At 65.8% G+C, this 14,930-nt stretch carries 17 protein-coding genes; 10 read left to right on the forward strand and 7 right to left on the reverse strand.

Annotation, left to right across the window (positions count from 1 at the left end; all coding sequences use genetic code 11):
- Window positions 1-185: 185 nt before the first annotated feature.
- From thpR to ACO6D6_RS09605, 4 genes are all read left to right on the forward strand, one after another.
- Window positions 186-740 (forward strand): RNA 2',3'-cyclic phosphodiesterase, encoded by a 555-nt coding sequence (gene thpR / locus ACO6D6_RS09590; RefSeq protein ID WP_484785037.1) that lies wholly within the window; start codon window positions 186-188, stop codon window positions 738-740.
- A gap of 54 nt (window positions 741-794) precedes the next feature.
- Window positions 795-1,358: a TetR/AcrR family transcriptional regulator gene (locus tag ACO6D6_RS09595; protein ID WP_484785038.1), complete on the forward strand. Its 564-nt coding sequence runs from the start codon at window positions 795-797 to the stop codon at window positions 1,356-1,358.
- 105 nt (window positions 1,359-1,463) lie between these two features.
- On the forward strand, window positions 1,464-2,426 hold the full coding sequence (locus tag ACO6D6_RS09600; protein ID WP_484785039.1) for an ATP-binding cassette domain-containing protein: 963 nt from the start codon (window positions 1,464-1,466) through the stop codon (window positions 2,424-2,426).
- On the forward strand, window positions 2,423-3,247 hold the full coding sequence (locus tag ACO6D6_RS09605) for an ABC transporter permease (protein WP_484785040.1): 825 nt from the start codon (window positions 2,423-2,425) through the stop codon (window positions 3,245-3,247). The genes ACO6D6_RS09600 and ACO6D6_RS09605 overlap by 4 nt, the downstream gene beginning before the upstream one ends.
- A 283-nt stretch (window positions 3,248-3,530) precedes the next feature.
- On the opposite strand, the gene cysK is transcribed toward ACO6D6_RS09605, so the two are convergent.
- On the reverse strand, window positions 3,531-4,460 hold the full coding sequence (cysK, locus tag ACO6D6_RS09610) for a cysteine synthase A (protein WP_484785041.1): 930 nt from the start codon (window positions 4,458-4,460) through the stop codon (window positions 3,531-3,533).
- A gap of 126 nt (window positions 4,461-4,586) precedes the next feature.
- Here cysK and guaA point away from each other — a divergent pair, with 126 nt between their 5' ends.
- The 3 genes from guaA (at window position 4,587) to ACO6D6_RS09625 (ending at window position 6,935) form a co-directional block, all read left to right on the forward strand.
- The gene (gene guaA / locus ACO6D6_RS09615) at window positions 4,587-6,140 is read left to right on the forward strand and encodes a glutamine-hydrolyzing GMP synthase (RefSeq protein WP_484785042.1); all 1,554 of its coding nucleotides are present in this window, start codon (window positions 4,587-4,589) and stop codon (window positions 6,138-6,140) included.
- A 130-nt stretch (window positions 6,141-6,270) separates the two neighbouring features.
- The gene (locus ACO6D6_RS09620) at window positions 6,271-6,510 is read left to right on the forward strand and encodes a CopG family transcriptional regulator (RefSeq protein ID WP_484785043.1); all 240 of its coding nucleotides are present in this window, start codon (window positions 6,271-6,273) and stop codon (window positions 6,508-6,510) included.
- Window positions 6,507-6,935, forward strand: coding sequence for a TA system VapC family ribonuclease toxin (locus ACO6D6_RS09625; protein WP_484785044.1), 429 nt, complete (start codon window positions 6,507-6,509; stop codon window positions 6,933-6,935). The genes ACO6D6_RS09620 and ACO6D6_RS09625 overlap by 4 nt, the downstream gene beginning before the upstream one ends.
- Before the next feature lie 289 nt (window positions 6,936-7,224).
- On the opposite strand, the gene ACO6D6_RS09630 is transcribed toward ACO6D6_RS09625, so the two are convergent.
- Genes ACO6D6_RS09630 through ACO6D6_RS09640 form a run of 3 tightly spaced genes read right to left on the reverse strand, consistent with a single transcriptional unit; the run spans window position 7,225 to window position 10,097 of the window.
- Window positions 7,225-8,715, reverse strand: coding sequence for an ABC transporter ATP-binding protein (locus tag ACO6D6_RS09630; RefSeq protein ID WP_484785045.1), 1,491 nt, complete (start codon window positions 8,713-8,715; stop codon window positions 7,225-7,227).
- A complete protein-coding gene (locus ACO6D6_RS09635; RefSeq protein ID WP_484785046.1) occupies window positions 8,712-9,467 on the reverse strand; it encodes an energy-coupling factor transporter transmembrane component T in 756 nt (251 codons plus the stop codon). Before ACO6D6_RS09635 ends, ACO6D6_RS09630 begins: the two co-directional genes overlap by 4 nt.
- Before the next feature lie 12 nt (window positions 9,468-9,479).
- Window positions 9,480-10,097: an MptD family putative ECF transporter S component gene (locus ACO6D6_RS09640; RefSeq protein WP_484785047.1), complete on the reverse strand. Its 618-nt coding sequence runs from the start codon at window positions 10,095-10,097 to the stop codon at window positions 9,480-9,482.
- Window positions 10,098-10,241: 144 nt separating this feature from the next.
- On the opposite strand from ACO6D6_RS09640, the gene ACO6D6_RS09645 reads away from it, so the two are divergent.
- Window positions 10,242-11,201, forward strand: coding sequence for a helix-turn-helix domain-containing protein (locus tag ACO6D6_RS09645; protein WP_484785048.1), 960 nt, complete (start codon window positions 10,242-10,244; stop codon window positions 11,199-11,201).
- Between the two features lie 140 nt (window positions 11,202-11,341).
- Here the strand turns inward: ACO6D6_RS09645 and ACO6D6_RS09650 are convergent, their stop codons facing one another.
- From ACO6D6_RS09650 to ACO6D6_RS09660, 3 genes are read right to left on the reverse strand one after another with little or no spacing between them, the layout of a single operon-like run.
- Window positions 11,342-11,584, reverse strand: coding sequence for a PspC domain-containing protein (locus ACO6D6_RS09650; protein ID WP_484785049.1), 243 nt, complete (start codon window positions 11,582-11,584; stop codon window positions 11,342-11,344).
- Window positions 11,584-11,793 carry a hypothetical protein gene (locus ACO6D6_RS09655; RefSeq protein WP_484785050.1) on the reverse strand — a complete coding sequence of 70 codons (210 nt, stop codon included), beginning with the start codon at window positions 11,791-11,793 and terminating at the stop codon, window positions 11,584-11,586. The genes ACO6D6_RS09650 and ACO6D6_RS09655 overlap by 1 nt, the downstream gene beginning before the upstream one ends.
- Window positions 11,790-12,881 (reverse strand): PspC domain-containing protein, encoded by a 1,092-nt coding sequence (locus tag ACO6D6_RS09660; RefSeq protein WP_484785051.1) that lies wholly within the window; start codon window positions 12,879-12,881, stop codon window positions 11,790-11,792. Before ACO6D6_RS09660 ends, ACO6D6_RS09655 begins: the two co-directional genes overlap by 4 nt.
- Window positions 12,882-13,009: 128 nt before the next feature.
- Between ACO6D6_RS09660 and ACO6D6_RS09665 the strand changes: the two genes are divergently transcribed.
- Complete coding sequence (locus ACO6D6_RS09665) at window positions 13,010-14,254, forward strand: ATP-binding protein (RefSeq protein WP_484785052.1); 1,245 nt, start codon at window positions 13,010-13,012, stop codon at window positions 14,252-14,254.
- Window positions 14,251-14,916 carry a response regulator gene (locus tag ACO6D6_RS09670; RefSeq protein WP_484785053.1) on the forward strand — a complete coding sequence of 222 codons (666 nt, stop codon included), beginning with the start codon at window positions 14,251-14,253 and terminating at the stop codon, window positions 14,914-14,916. The genes ACO6D6_RS09665 and ACO6D6_RS09670 overlap by 4 nt, the downstream gene beginning before the upstream one ends.
- The last annotated feature ends 14 nt before the right edge of the window (window positions 14,917-14,930 follow it).

Raw genomic sequence — 14,930 nt, forward strand, 5'->3', positions numbered from 1 at the left:
AACCGTTTTTCTTCCGCGATTCGTGAACAGGGGGGAGGGAAGAGGGGGAGGGAAGAGGAAGAGGAGGGAGGAGGGGGAGGGGCGTGTCCCTGTGTTCTTTGTCAAGTGGCGAGGGGGCAGGTGGGTGATGGTTCCGACTCGACCAGTTCCGGGTTTCTCGACGAAGCGAACTCTAGGATCGTCGGATGCGTTGTTTCATCGCCGTGACACCTCCCGCCGATGTCGTTTCCGACATCGACCGCTTCCTGGAACCGCGCCGCATCGCCACCGAGAACTCGCCGTGGCGCTGGAGCCGACCGACGACCTACCACCTCACGCTGGCCTTCATGGCCGACCACCCAGGCCACCGCGTCGAGGAACTGATCCAGGCGCTCGACGAATGGGCTGGGCGTCATGCCCCGCTGGCGATGAGCATCGCAGGGGCGGGTGGGTTCCGTGGCCCGGAGTGCGCCAAGGTGCTGTACCTCGGCGTTCCGGGGGCCGCTGCAGTGGAGCTGGGGGAGTGGTCCGGGCAGCTGCGGGCCCTCGTCACCCACCACGGCGGCAGCCCCGACGGGACGGGCTTCAGACCCCACCTCACCATTGCCAGGGCCCAGCGCGCCCAGAACGCAGGGCGTCTTCTCCAGGCCCTCGACACCTACGCGTCCCAGGAGTTCGTCGTCCCCGAGGTCGTTCTGGTGGAATCCCGCCTGGCTTCCCGGACCCACGAGGTGCTGCACCGCGCGATCCTGCGCGGGTGAGCCGCGACACGCCGAATCTGTACATCTGTACATGTACGGATGTACATTAGTGCCGTGGCGAAACGGACGAGGGACCCGGAGGGGCGCAGGAAGAAGATCCTGCAGGCCGCCGGGGAGCTGATCAAGGAGATCGGGATCAGCGCCGTCACCCACCGGAAGGTGGCCGAACGCGCACGGGTGCCGCTCGGGTCGACCACCCAGTACTTCAAGTCCCTGACCGACATGCTGGCGGAGGCGCTGACGGGACTGGAGGAGGAACGCGAGGAGAAACTGGCCGAGTTCGCCTCCGAACTCAACGGGGTCGATGATCCCGTTGGCCTGGTCGTGGACATGGTGATGGAGTCCCTCTCGGACCTGAAACGGACCCGGAACGAGATGTCCTTCGCCCTGCTCTACACGACCAACCCGAAGCTTCGGCGTTTCATCGTCCCCGGCGACGCGGCCCTGGTGGAGCGGTTGTCGCACAACATTCCGGAGGCGACGGGACGAGCCGTGCTCGCCTACTGCTACGGGGTCCTGTTCCAGGCCGTCGTCCAGGAAACCGTTCCCCCGCGCGAGGAGATCGAGGCCGCGCTGCGCCGCCTCGTCGGTGATTCCGCGGAACGGGGGGACCCATGAGAACGAGAGTGCCGCGATCCGTAGGTGTGTTGGAACGCGGCACTCCCGGGCGGGTAGTCGTTGCAGCGGCTCTCGCCTGATTCCACACCACGAGAAAGGGAATGCATGACCTTCATCACGGCGCAGGAACTGCGTAAAACGTATCAAACCAAGACCGGACCGGTGCGCGCCCTCGACGGGCTCAACCTCTCCGTCGAGCAGGGAACCGTCCGGGGACTGCTGGGCCCCAACGGTGCGGGGAAGACCACCGTCGTGAAGGTGTTGACCACCCTGCTGCGCCCGGAATCCGGGAGAGTGAGTGTCGCCGGGATCGACGTGCTCTCCGACCCCGCGAAGGTGCGTCCGCTGATCGGCACGTCCGGCCAGTACGCGGCCGTGGACGAGGTGCTGACCGCCCGGGAGAACCTGGTGCTGGTGGGCAGGCTGTACCGGATCGGAACCCGCCAGGCGAAACGGCGCGCGGAGGAGCTGCTCGAGGCCTTCGAGCTGACCGAGGCCGCCGACCGGCCGTTGAAGGGTTTTTCCGGAGGGATGCGGCGGCGCGTCGACCTGGCCGGGGCGCTCGTGATCAACCCTCCGGTGCTGTTCCTCGACGAACCGACCACCGGCCTCGACCCGCAGGCCCGGCTGGGGCTCTGGGAGGTCATCCGGCGGCGCGTGGGGGAGGGAACCACGGTCCTGCTCACCACCCAGTACCTGGAGGAGGCCGATCAGCTGGCCGACTCCATCTCCGTGATCGACCGCGGGCACGTCATCGCGGAGGGGACCGCCGACGAACTCAAGGCATCGGTGGGTGGCAAACGCATCGAACTGACCCTCGTCGACGAGGCGGACACCGACCGGGCGCGGAGGATCGTCGCGTCCAGCACCGGAACCGAGGTGGCGGTCACGGGGCGGGTGCTCACGGCACAGGTGGGTGACCCCACCGCAGCGCTGATCGCGGTGCTGAAGGTCCTGGGTGAAGAGAGTGTTGAACTGCACGACGCCGGCATCCGCCGCCCGACCCTGGACGATGTCTTCCTGACCCTGACGGGTCACGCGGCCGAGGAGCAGGAGGTGGCGGCATGAGCCCGGTTCAGGCCCTGGGACGCGGACCGGTGGCTGGCTGGTTGGGTGATGTCCACGCCGTCCTGGTGCGCAACCTGCTCCAGTTGCGGCGCAGCCCCGAGATCATGGCCTTCTCCGTCATGCAGCCGGTCATGTTCGTGCTGTTGTTCACCCAGGTCTACGGCGGCGCCGTGCATGTCCAGGGCAGCGACTACACGCAGTTCCTGATGGCCGGTGTCTTCGGGCAGACGATCGTGTTCGGGACGATGATCTCCGGCATCTACATGGCCGAGGACCTCAAGGAGGGGATCATCGACCGGTTCCGCACCCTTCCCATGGCGCCCAGCGCGATCCTGATGGCCCGCACCCTCGCGGACCTGGCCGTTGCCGCATGTTCCGTGTTCGTGATGCTCATTGCCGGTTTCGTCGTCGGCTGGCGTTTCCAGGCCGGGGTGGGGAACTTCCTCCTCGGGGTGCTGCTCCTGTTGGTCACCGCTTGGTGCTTCAGCTGGGTGATGCTGCTGCTGGGGGTGGCCGTCCCCAAACCCCAGTCCGTCAACAGCGCTGGCATGATCGTTTTGTTCCCGGCCTCCTTCGTCAGCAACGCCTTCGTGCCCTCGGAGACCCTGCCCGACTGGCTGCGCGGGATCGCCGAGTGGAACCCACTGTCGTCGCTGGTGCAGGCGGTGCGGACGCTGTTCGGAAACCTCGGCACGGCGGCGGTGCCCGAGGTGTGGTCGCTGCAGAATCCCGTGGCGGCCACCGCAATCGCGTGGGTGGTGCTGCTGGCGATCTTCCCGGCACTGACCGTCGCCGTCTTCCGTAGACGCGTCGCGCGTTGAAAACGCGAAGACTCCCCCGCCGACCGATGATCGGCGGGGGAGTCTGGTTTCCTGGCCGGAGCAGGTCGCGTGGAACCATCCCGTACCAAGCCGGCTGAGCCGGTCTGCGAGCAGGGCGTGTCGAAACCTCTTGCGCATGTCCGGGGAGCTGTGTTCGGGTTCTGCCTACCGAATGCGGGGTGGTTTCGACTCAGCCGTTCGTTTCGCTCACGTGCTGGCTCGACCAGCTTCAAAGGGAGGGTGAGCCGGCTTCCGGGGATCCGCTTCTTCCCCGTCCCGGGGATCAGGCGTCGACGAGACCCTCGAACAGGACGGTGGACAGGTAGCGTTCACCGAAGTCGGGCAGCACTGCGACGATCGTCTTGCCGGCGTTCTCGGGGCGGTTGGCGACCTCGACGGCCGCGGAGAGAGCCGCGCCGGAGGAGATGCCGACCAGCAGGCCCTCCCGGGTGGCGGCCGCCCGGGCGAACTCGATGGACTGGTCGATGTTGCGGGTGATGACCTCGTCGATCACGTCGCGGTCCAGGATCTCCGGGACGAAGTTCGCTCCGAGGCCCTGGACCTTGTGCGGGCCGGGCTGGCCACCGGACAGGATCGGCGACTCGGTGGGCTCGACGGCAATGATCTTCACCCCGGGTTTGTGTTCCTTGAGCACCTGACCGACCCCGGAGACGGTGCCACCGGTGCCCACCCCGGCCACGAAGATGTCAACCTTGCCGTCGGTGTCGGCCCAGATCTCCTCGGCGGTGGTGCGGCGGTGCACGGCGAGGTTGGCCGGGTTCGCGAACTGACGGGCCAGAATGCCGCCACGTTCCTCAGCGATCTCCTCGGCCTTCGCGACGGCCCCCTTCATGCCCAGCGGGCCGGGAGTCAGCACCAGTTCAGCGCCGTAGGCGCGTAGCAGGGCCCGGCGCTCCAAGGACATGGTCTCGGGCATGGCCAGAACCACCTTGTACCCCTTCGCTGCGCCAACCATCGCCAACGCGATACCGGTGTTGCCGGATGTGCCCTCGACGATGGTGCCGCCCGGCTTCAGCTCGCCGGAGGCCTCTGCGGCCTCGATGATGGCGGCGCCGATGCGGTCCTTGACGGAGTTGGCGGGGTTGTAGAACTCGAGCTTCGCGATGACGGTCGCGTTGTCCCCGGCGATGCGGTTCAGCTTGACCAGGGGGGTGCGTCCGATGAGCTCGGTGACATTGGAGTAAACGGTCATGTAGGTGACAACGGACCCTTCGGCGTCGCTATTCCCGCCACGATCCGTCGTATCACATGCTGGACACCTGGCCGTGGTGCCTCATCGTTTGGCTCGACTGGATCAGCTGGGCCTAGACTCTCGCTCATGACTTCCCAGCATGATCTGGTACTCGTGGTCGATTTCGGCGCCCAGTATGCGCAGCTCATCGCCAGACGAGTCCGTGAGGCCCACGTCTATTCCGAGATCATCGGTTCCGACGCCTCCGTTGAGGAGATCCTGGCCAGGCAGCCATCGGCCATCATCCTGTCGGGCGGGCCGTCGTCGGTCTACGCCGACAACGCACCGCAGGTCGATCCGGCGCTGTTCGAGGCCGGGATCCCGGTTTTCGGGATCTGCTACGGCTTCCAGGTGATGGCCCAGGCCCTGGGCGGTTCGGTGGCCAAGACCGGGCAGCGCGAGTACGGTCGCACGCCCCTGTCAATCCAGAACAGCGGAAAACTCCTGGCCACCCTCCCGAACACGCTCAACGTGTGGATGAGCCACGGGGATTCCGTCTCCCGCGCCCCGGAGGGTTTCCACGTGCTGGCGCGCACGGCAGGGGCCCCCGTTGCCGCGTTCGAGTGCCGGATGCGGAAGCTGGCGGGGGTGCAGTGGCACCCGGAGGTCGTGCACACCCAGTGGGGGCAGCAGGTGCTGGAACACTTCCTGTTCCACATCGCGGGGCTGACCCCGGACTGGACTCCCGAGAACATGGTCAGCGAGGCCATCGCGGAAATTCGCGCCAAGGTGGGGGACAGTCGCGTGCTCTGCGCCCTGTCCGGGGGGGTTGATTCCGCGGTTGCCGCGGCGCTGGTGCAGCGGGCCATCGGGCCGCAGCTGACCTGCGTCTTCGTCGATCACGGCCTCCTGCGTGAGGGGGAGGCCAAACAGGTCAAGGAGGATTTCGTCGAGATCACCGGGGTGGACCTGGTGGTGGCCGACGAGTCCGAGCGGTTCCTCGGCGCCCTGGCAGGGGTTTCGGACCCGGAGGAGAAACGCAAGATCATCGGCCGCGAGTTCATCCGCACCTTCGAGGCGATGGCCGCCAAGCTGGCGGGGGAACGTGGCATCGATTTCCTGGTGCAGGGGACCCTCTACCCCGACGTGGTGGAGTCCGGTGGCGGGGCGGGTACCGCGAACATCAAGTCGCACCACAACGTGGGCGGGCTGCCCGAAGACCTCCAGTTCACGCTGATCGAGCCGCTGCGCACCATGTTCAAGGACGAGGTGCGGGCCGTCGGTCTGCAACTCGGCCTGCCCGATTCACTCGTGTGGCGGCATCCTTTCCCCGGCCCCGGCCTGGGGATCCGCATCATCGGTGAGGTGACCGCCGAGCGGTTGGCCGTGCTGCGGCGCGCCGATGCCATCGCCCGCCAGGAGCTGGCGAACGCCCGGAAGGAACGGGAGATCTGGCAGTTCCCGGTGGTGCTGCTGGCGGATGTGCGTTCCGTCGGGGTGCAGGGCGACGGACGTACCTACGGGCACCCCATCGTGCTGCGGCCCGTCACCTCCGACGACGCCATGACCGCGGACTGGGCGAAACTGCCGTGGGAACTGCTGGAGAAGATCTCCACCCGGATCACCAACGAGTGTGCCGAGGTCAACCGGGTGGTCCTGGACATCACCAGCAAACCGCCGGCCACCATCGAATGGGAGTGACTCGGGGCGAAACGTTTCACAACTCCCTGACGCTGAAAAGAATCTCCCGGCAGGCCAATCCAGGTCCTCTCGAAGCGCGGATCGCATCAGTGATGCGTGATTCATGAATCTGTGATGCTACGGTGGTGTCGTGAGGACAACGCTACGACTCGATCCCGAGGTCGCCGCTGCGGCGGAGCGCCTGCGCCGAGAGCGCCACATCGGTCTGGGCGAGGCCGTCAACGAGCTCGCACGCGCGGGCCTGGCCCAGAAGCGGAAGCCCGCGCGTTTCCGGCAGCGGACTGCCGGCGTCGGGTTGAGGGTCGACGCCACCGATGTCGCCGGCACGCTCGAGCTGCTCGACCAGTACGACGTCGAGGACGCCCGGTGATCGTCGACGCCAACGTCCTGCTCTACGCCGTCGATGAGCAGTCCCACTTTCACACCTCCGCGCGGACGTGGCTGGAGGAAGCGATGAACGGGGTTGAACGTGTGGGGCTGCCATGGGTGTCGCTGATGGCGTTCCAACGCATCATCACCCACCCACGAATAAGCGCGAACCCTCTGAAGCCAGCGGACGCGTGGAGGTGCATCACCGACTGGCTGGACGCCGACCAGGCCTGGGTGCCCAACCCCGGGAACCGCCACAGCGACATCCTCGGACGGCTTCTCATCGACGGCGATCTGCGCGGGAACTTCGTCGCGGATGCTCATCTGGCCGCTCTCGCCATCGAGCACGGTACCGGCATATGTTCCTTCGACAGCGACTTCGCCCGCTTCGACGGCATCCGCTGGATCAACCCCGACCGCGAATAGCACCATCGCTTGACGCCAAGGACGTCACCCCCGACTCGAAGCTGGGGCGAGGAGTAGTGGCTCTCGCAGGCCCCCGTGCACTGGTGCGGTAGGTGTGGGACTAATCGCGCTCGGTACGTGGCTGCAAAGCGCAGAGGCAGCTGTTGTAGGAGTCACCTCCGGTCTTCATCTCCTCAGTTGTCTTACCGGCTGCTCAGATGAAAACCGCATCTGGAATCTGGAAGAAGAATCCGTGGGATCGCCACGATCCACGCCGCCGTCGTGACGCAGCACACAGGTTTCGAGGACCTCACGAACCCATCATCTCCCGGATCGCGTCGAACTCGTCGGCCACCCGCGCCTGCTCGGTGACGCGGCCACCGTCCATGTGCAGGACCCGGTCGCAGGCGCGCGCTATGAGCTCCAGGTCGTGGGTGATCACGAGGACCGCCCTTCCCTGGCCCGCCAGCCGTCTCAGCAGACGGGCCACGCGGTGCATCCCGTCCAGGTCGATACCGCTCGTGGGCTCGTCGAACACGAGGATCCGTTTGTCGGCAGCCACGCACGCGGCAACGGCCAGGCGCTGCTTCTGGCCGCCGGACAGCGTCGCCGGGTGCCTGTCTGCCACATCGTCCAGGGCGAGCTCACGCAGAATGGTGTCCGTGTCCACGGCCCCGGCCCGCTGGCGCGACAGGCCGAAGGTCACCTCGGTGGCGACGTTCTCGGCGAAGAGCTGGTAGTTGACGTCCTGAAAGACCATCGACGAGACCCGGGTGCGTTTCTTCCGGGTGGCCGCCGCATCCCCGATCGTGACCGTTCCCCGCGCCCTGGGTTCGAAACCGCACAGCGTAAGGCACAGCGTCGTCTTGCCCGCCCCGTTGCTGCCGATGAGGGCGCAGACCTCACCTGCGAACAGATCCAGATCGACCTCCCTGAGGACGGGCTCACCGCCGCGGTCGAGAGTGAGTCCGCGTGCCGCGAGGATGGGGTTCGGGGTCGCGTCGCGGACCGTGGAAACCTCGCTGGCCATGGCTGCGCGTGGGACTATTTCGTCCGGGTCGCGCACCCGCAGGCCCATCCGGCTCACATCCTCCGCTTCGAGTGCGGCGAACTCGTCGGCCGTCATTGCGCAACGGAGGTGCCCGTTCTCCAGGAACACGTAGCTGTCGGCGATTCCGGTCAACCAGGACAGGCGATGTTCGGCAATGAGCACTGCGCACCCCGATTCCTTCGCGTGTTTCACGAACTCGGCCATGTCCGCTATCGAGGGCAGATCCAGGTTGCTCGTCGGCTCGTCGAGCAGCAGGTTCGCGGGGTGCATGGCCCAGACGCTCGCGAAGGCCACCTTCTGGCGCTCCCCACCCGAGAGCCGGAAAATGTTGCGGTCCGCGAGGGACCGCAGACCCAGCTCCTCGAAGGTCGCATCGACGCGCGCCCGGATGTCCTTCTCGGGCCGGCCCGCGCTTTCCAGGGCGAACGCCACCTCCCCGGTGGTGTCCACGTTGAAGAACTGGGTGCGTGGGTTCTGGAAGAGAGAGCCCGCCCTCCGGGCGATCTCCCACGTGGTGAGTCCGTCCACGGCCTCCCCGTCGAGCAGGACACTGCCCAGCACCTCTCCTGGAAAGAAACGGGGAGCGAGCCCGCCCGCCAGGCGCAGCAGGGTTGATTTACCGCACCCGGAGCGGCCGCAGAGCACGACCACCTCACCGGAACCCACCGACAGCGACACATCCTCGACCCCCGCCCGGTTGGCAGCGGCTGGCGCTCGGTACGAGAAGGAGACGTGATCGAACCCGATCATGCGAGAAACCTGAGGGCCAGTGCACCGACGACGGCGGCACAGAAGAGAGCGAGCATCACGTAGTCCGCGAAACCCATGGCGATGTGCAGATAACAGGTGCGCCTGGTTGGATTCTCGATGCCGCGCGCGATCGCGGCCATGGAGAGTTCGTCGGCCACGCGCCCCGCGTTCATGAGCACGGGGACATAGACGCAGTCGATCGTCCGCATCGGGGCCCGGATCAGACCGAGAGGGGTCGGTGAGAGTCCACGCATCCGCATGGCGGTCTTGATGAACCCCCAGTCCTCACGTACCGCGGGCAGGTAGCGCACGACGACAGCAACAGGGATCGTCACCGAGCGCGGCGTGCCGATTTTCACAAGCGCGCTCATCAGCTCATTGACGGGGGTGGTAGCCATCGTCGCGTACGCCATGAGACCGCAGGCGAAAACCTTGCGGATCAGCAGGAAGAAGGAAAAGAACAACGTTCGCAGCGCGATGCCGCCCATGTGGGGGATGAACTGCGCTGCCGTGACGATCGTCGCATAGAGGACGAGCGTGACCGCGGAGCTCTTCCACCTGCCCAGAACCACGCCGAAGACGATGGCGAGGCCCATCAGGGCGGCCTCGCAGATCATGTTCGAGGCGAGCGCCACCGCGACCGCCATGGCTGCTATCGCCGCGAGTTTGGTCCGCGGATCAAGGCGGATGCCTTTTTTCGAAGGAGTCTTCCGGCGTGAGGCAAGGGATCCCAACGTGACCTGATATGTCAACGCGGGCCTCCCCTATGCCGTCGCGCCGGCTTTTTCGAACTGCCTGCGCAGCAGGCGCATGCCCACCAGGCCGCTCACGATGGCGCAGGCGATGGTGGCGAGGATCATCGCGGGAAGCATCCATTCCGTGGCCGTGGACATCATCGTGTCCATGTAGGCGTGTTCCGCGCCACTTCCCGTCAGGTATGACGTGTAGCCGCTCGGATCGACCCAGAGCATGAGGTAGGACCCCATGGGTGACAGCGAGTACAGGATGAATGCCGTGAAGTTCAGCGCTTTGTTCTTGAAACCCCCGGCGCTGGCGAGCAGGTCGGCGACGACACCGAGCACGACACAGGCCACCGCCCACGCCCAGTACATGCCCGTGACGAACAGGAACACCCCCTCGACGACGCCGAGAATGATGAGGGGGCCGTGTTTGGGGACCTTGGCAATGAGCAGCAGGTAGACCGGCCCCGTGAGCAACGCCGCAGCGGCCGGCATCCAGAACGTGAGCACGGGGTTCGTGGCGAAGAACACGCCTCCCACCATCATGAACACCAGGTAGAGCGCCGTGAACACACCGGTGGTGACCAAGTCGCGGGCGGTGAGCCCCCTCGCGCGTGTATCAGCGGCGGACGATCCCATCATCCGTCCTTTCGTATCAGGTTAGCCTATGCTATTTTTCACCCGTCAGTATATGGAAGTGCGTGGATCAGCCGAGTTTTCCGGGGGATGTTCCGTCCCATCCGCACAGATTTGTGTCCCATCGTCACATGATGAAAGGACGGGAGGGTGAAGAAACCGTTTCAGGAGCCCAGCCTGGGGGGCTCGCCGTTCGTGACAACGGAATCCCCCCGCGGGTTCGGTCCGCTCTGGGTCTCGTACAGATCTCGGGGCGAGAAACTGAACGGATGGTTTCACTTCCTGTCCCCCGAGGAGGCCCTGTGGACCATCAGCATTCACGATTTCGTCATGACGGGCGATTACGTCATGGAATCGGATCCGCCGAGCTATCTGACCGTCGCATGGTTCAAGTCCGTCTCGGGGGAGGAGTTCAGCCCCTACCGCAAACTCAAAACGGACTCCATCTGGGGACAGAGCATCGGAGGCGGTCCCTGGCGAGGCGTCGTCCATGACACAGTCCCCGTTCAGAGCGTCTCCATCGAGATGGCGCCCGAGTTCGCCGAGAAATACCTCGCCAAAGAGTTCAACGGTGAGTTCCACAGCGTCGAGCAGGCCTTCGTCGCGCTGGGCAGTGGCGACGAGTTCCCCGAGATGAGGGCGCTGCTGTCCAAGCTCTGGCCGCAACCGGGCGACGCGTACCGCAATGAGCTCTACTACGAGGGAAAGGTGCTCGAGGCGATGGGACTCATCGTCGAGCGGTCCAGGCGTGTCCAGCCCCGGGAGACCAGGCCTCTGAACCCCATCGACCGCGAGCGCATCCACGACGTGGTGCGCTACATAGACGACCACTGTTCCGCGGATCTGCGCGTCTCGGATCTGGCCTTGATCGCCTGCATGAGCCCCACGAAATTCAAGGAAACCTTCAAGAGGGCGAACGGGAAAACACTCACCCAGTACGTCCAGGAGCGGCGCATGAACCGGGCCGAGATGCTGCTGCGCCAGCCCGGTCTCACCATCGAACAGGTGGGGCGGGCCGTGGGATACACCTGCGCCAGTCGGTTCTCGGCGCTGTTCAAACGTGAAACCGGAATGCTTCCCAGCGAATTCCGCAGGACGCTGAGACCGTAGTCGCACTCGATCTGCGCGTCATGACGCCGTCCGGAGGGGTGGGTGCCCGGCGGAACGCTTCGGATACGGTCCGCCGGAACACGCCACCCCGCCTGTTTCACGGACAAGGCGCCGGCCGATGGGACGCCCGGGAGTGGGGATCAGCGGTGCCGTTCCCGGCGCCACCTGTTGACCTCCCGCAGTCCGTCCTCGGCCAGGGAACCACCCGTGGGGCGGGGCATGATGGCCCAGAGAACGAAATAGATCAGGAGACCGGAACCGGCGAACACCATGAGCAGCGCGAGCACCAGGCGCACGGTACTGGAGTCGTAGCCGGTCGCTTCGGCGATGCCTCCGGCGACGCCTGCGATCCACTTGTCGGAGTCCGAACGAACGAGTGCCATCATTTCTTCCTTTCGTTGGTTTTCCTGTCTCCGGGTGAACTTCCGAGGATGATCATCAACCCCAGCGAACCCGCCACCAGCAGCACACCCGCGAACAACATCCTCATGGGGATGACGAATCCCTGTCCGAGGGCGGCCCACGCGGAGACAGCCGCGAAACCGGTGACGATCACACCCGTGACCATGGTCGGAACATCCAGCCGTTTCATGAGGGGTACTCCACTTCCACGCTGGACAGATACCCGTCTATGAACAACTGGATTCCCCGCTCCTCGGGATCGTGTTCCCGGGGAGCGGTGCCCCCGGGCCAGGACACGTCGAGCGCCCAGGCCCTCACTTGGCGGCGGACCGGCGGCCTTGGCAGCATGATGCGAACCTCACTCATGACGGCCCGCACCTGAACGAACATGGAGCTGTCCGCGGGCAGGTGCCGGAGATCCACCACTCCTTCACCGGTCATCACGAACTGATAGTTGAGATGCTCCTGGCCGGAGCTGACCTCGACGGGGTTTGCGGCCCTCTCCACCTCGCTGGTGGCAAGGGCAGCGGTGGTGCCGGCGAACATGACCGCGAGCAGCAGCAACACCACGGGGAGGCGACGGCTGCGCACCAGCAGCCCCCATCCGAGGATCATCACCCCGATGACACCGAGGACGATGGACAGACTCAAGAGGGGATTGTTCAACAGATCAAACACGACGACCCCAGTGGCCGCGAGATAGCCGACGAACAACACCAACCCCGTACCGAACCAGGAACACCGCCCGTGTTCGAGGGGCTGGGGTTCAGGAGCCTCGGGGGCGTAGAGATCCACGACGGGCAGCTGGGGATCGGCCTCGGCAGCGGATCGCTCCCCGTCGGGGATGGGGACGGTGGGGGAGACCGGGCGCCTACGGGGCTCCCGCAAGCGGCGATACAGCACCAGGGCGAACAACGGCAGCAACAACACGGAGGACAGCGAGGACAGCAACTGGGAGACCGCGGCCACCACCAGGGTGGAACTCAGGACGATGATGGTCCACTGGGTCCGGAGAGTCCAGGTGCTGAACGCGGGAAGCAGTCGATGGATGAAGGCCTGACGCCCGGCGCGTGGGGTGAGCAGGACTCCCCAGCCGTATGCGATCACACCCACCCCGCTCAACGCGGAGGTCAGGATGAAGAGGATGCGTATCAGCAGCGGATCGATCCCGAAACGAGAGCCGATGGCCCGGCAGAACCCGGGAGTGAAACCACCGGCCGGGCGGTCCAGATGGGCAAGCCGCGGGTGCAGCGCCCCCAGATCCACCAGTTCGTTCATGTCCTCCAGTTTTACCCCTGAAACGGTGAGCTGACATCAGGACTTCCCCTGAGGTTGTCCTTGAAGAGCCCTGAAACCCGGTTCGAGAGGTGGCGCGGCGATTCCCGGCGTGTCAACCTTTAAGGGTCATGACCTCCGAGCCGTCCATCACGAACGACCCCCCACAGCTGCAACGCGACCTCTCCCAGAAGGCGATAGCCGGAGTGGCGAGCGGGATCGCCGCGCATCTGCGGTTGCCCGTGCTCTGGATCCGGGTGGCCTTCGTGCTGTTGGCGTTCTTCAACGGCCTGGGGATATTTCTGTACGGGGTGCTGTGGGCCCTGGTGCCCGCAGGTGAGCGTGAGGAGGCACCCGGACTCGAGGGCGCGACCCGGGCCAGCATGCGGCCGCAGCGGGTCAACAGACGGATCGACGCGGGAATGTTGTTCTCCGTCGGGGCGTTGATAGCCGGGGTGCTGTGGGGAATGATCCCCGGCGATGACACCGAGGCCGGCCGGGGGATGTCCCTGTTCTGGCCGCTTCTGATGGCGGGCGTCGGTGTGGTTCTGATCTGGTTCCAGGCCGACGGGGGCGGTTTGAGGACACGCTCCCCGGATAAGCAGTCCGGATCGCGCGCCAAGACGATCGCCAGCGTCGCGCGGCTCGTCGGTGGGTTGATCCTGGTGGGTTTCGGGACCAGCTGGCTGCTCGCCTCCCAGTTCGGCTGGGAGGGACTCCAGACGGTGGTCGCGGCGGCCGTCGCGCTTCTCGCGGGAGTGGCCGTCGTCATGGCTCCCTGGCTGCTTCGTCTCTGGTCGCGGGTCAGGACCGCGGATCGGGAACGGTTGCGTGCCGAGGCGCGGGCAGACATGGCCGCCCACCTGCACGACTCCGTTTTGCAAACCCTGGCCCTGATCCAGCGCCAGGCCGACGATCCCGTCCTGGTGGCCTCGCTGGCGCGCCGCCAGGAACGGGAGCTGCGCACCTGGCTCTACGGGGAGGAGACCCGGGCGCAGACCCTCAAGGGTGCCCTGGAGCAGATGCGGATCGACGTCGAGGAGCGGTTCCCGATCGCGGTCGAGGTGATCTGCGTGAGCGACATGGACCTTGACGAGGCCTCCACGGCGTTGGTGCAGGCGGCGGGTGAGGCCGTCACGAACGCCGCAAAGCATTCCGGAGCATCCCGGGTCGACGTGTTCGCCGAGGTTGAACCCGAGCGTGTCGAGGTGTTCATCCGGGACCGTGGATGCGGGTTCGATGAGGCCGCGATCCGCCCGGATCGGCGGGGCGTGAAAGAATCGATCAGGGCGCGGATGGAGCGCTATGGAGGGACGGCCCGGATCCGCACGGCCCCGGGCGAAGGTACCGAGGTCAGGTTGGAGCTGAGTCGATGAATCAGGAACAGGGCAAACCGCTGGAAGAGCTGCGGGTGGTGCTCGTGGATGATCACGCCATGTTTCGCGCCGGGGTGCGACACGAGATCGGGAAACTGTGCCAGGTGGTGGGGGAGGGCCACGACGTGGCGTCGTCGGTTGCCTCGATCCTGGAGACGAAACCCGATGTGGTGTTGCTCGACGTTCACCTGCCGGGAGGCGGCGGGGCCGAGGTGATCAAACAGGTCGCCGCCAAGGCGCCCGATGTGAAATTCCTGGCGCTGTCGGTTTCCGATGCCGCGGAGGACGTGATCGGTGTCATCCGGGCGGGCGCCCGGGGTTACGTTACGAAGTCGATCTCGTCGGAGGAACTCGTCGAGGGCATCCAGCGGGTGGCCTCCGGGGATGCCGTGTTCTCTCCGCGTCTGGCCGGTTTCGTGCTCGACGCCTTCTCCGGTGCCGTCGACATCTCCAACATCGATGAGGAACTGGACCGGCTCAGCTCCCGGGAACGCGAGGTGCTGAAACTGATCGCTCGCGGCTACTCGTACCGTGAGGTGGCGCGGGAACTTTTCATCTCCATCAAGACCGTGGAAACCCACGTCTCGTCGGTGCTGCGGAAACTCCAACTGAGCAACCGACATCAACTCACCAAGTGGGCTACGGACCGGCATCTGGTGTGAATCAGGAATCTGCG

The organism is Arachnia sp. (assembly GCF_057238465.1).

Coding starts and splice junctions, on each gene's coding strand:
- ACO6D6_RS09655 (WP_484785050.1), bottom strand. CDS start 11,793: ATGAAACGGCTGGATGTTCCGACCATGGTCACGGGTGTGATCGTCACC.
- ACO6D6_RS09660 (WP_484785051.1), bottom strand. CDS start 12,881: ATGAACGAACTGGTGGATCTGGGGGCGCTGCACCCGCGGCTTGCCCAT.
- thpR (WP_484785037.1), top strand. CDS start 186: ATGCGTTGTTTCATCGCCGTGACACCTCCCGCCGATGTCGTTTCCGAC.
- ACO6D6_RS09650 (WP_484785049.1), bottom strand. CDS start 11,584: ATGGCACTCGTTCGTTCGGACTCCGACAAGTGGATCGCAGGCGTCGCC.
- guaA (WP_484785042.1), top strand. CDS start 4,587: ATGACTTCCCAGCATGATCTGGTACTCGTGGTCGATTTCGGCGCCCAG.
- ACO6D6_RS09665 (WP_484785052.1), top strand. CDS start 13,010: ATGACCTCCGAGCCGTCCATCACGAACGACCCCCCACAGCTGCAACGC.
- ACO6D6_RS09605 (WP_484785040.1), top strand. CDS start 2,423: ATGAGCCCGGTTCAGGCCCTGGGACGCGGACCGGTGGCTGGCTGGTTG.
- ACO6D6_RS09670 (WP_484785053.1), top strand. CDS start 14,251: ATGAATCAGGAACAGGGCAAACCGCTGGAAGAGCTGCGGGTGGTGCTC.
- ACO6D6_RS09600 (WP_484785039.1), top strand. CDS start 1,464: ATGACCTTCATCACGGCGCAGGAACTGCGTAAAACGTATCAAACCAAG.
- ACO6D6_RS09630 (WP_484785045.1), bottom strand. CDS start 8,715: ATGATCGGGTTCGATCACGTCTCCTTCTCGTACCGAGCGCCAGCCGCT.
- ACO6D6_RS09640 (WP_484785047.1), bottom strand. CDS start 10,097: ATGATGGGATCGTCCGCCGCTGATACACGCGCGAGGGGGCTCACCGCC.
- cysK (WP_484785041.1), bottom strand. CDS start 4,460: ATGACCGTTTACTCCAATGTCACCGAGCTCATCGGACGCACCCCCCTG.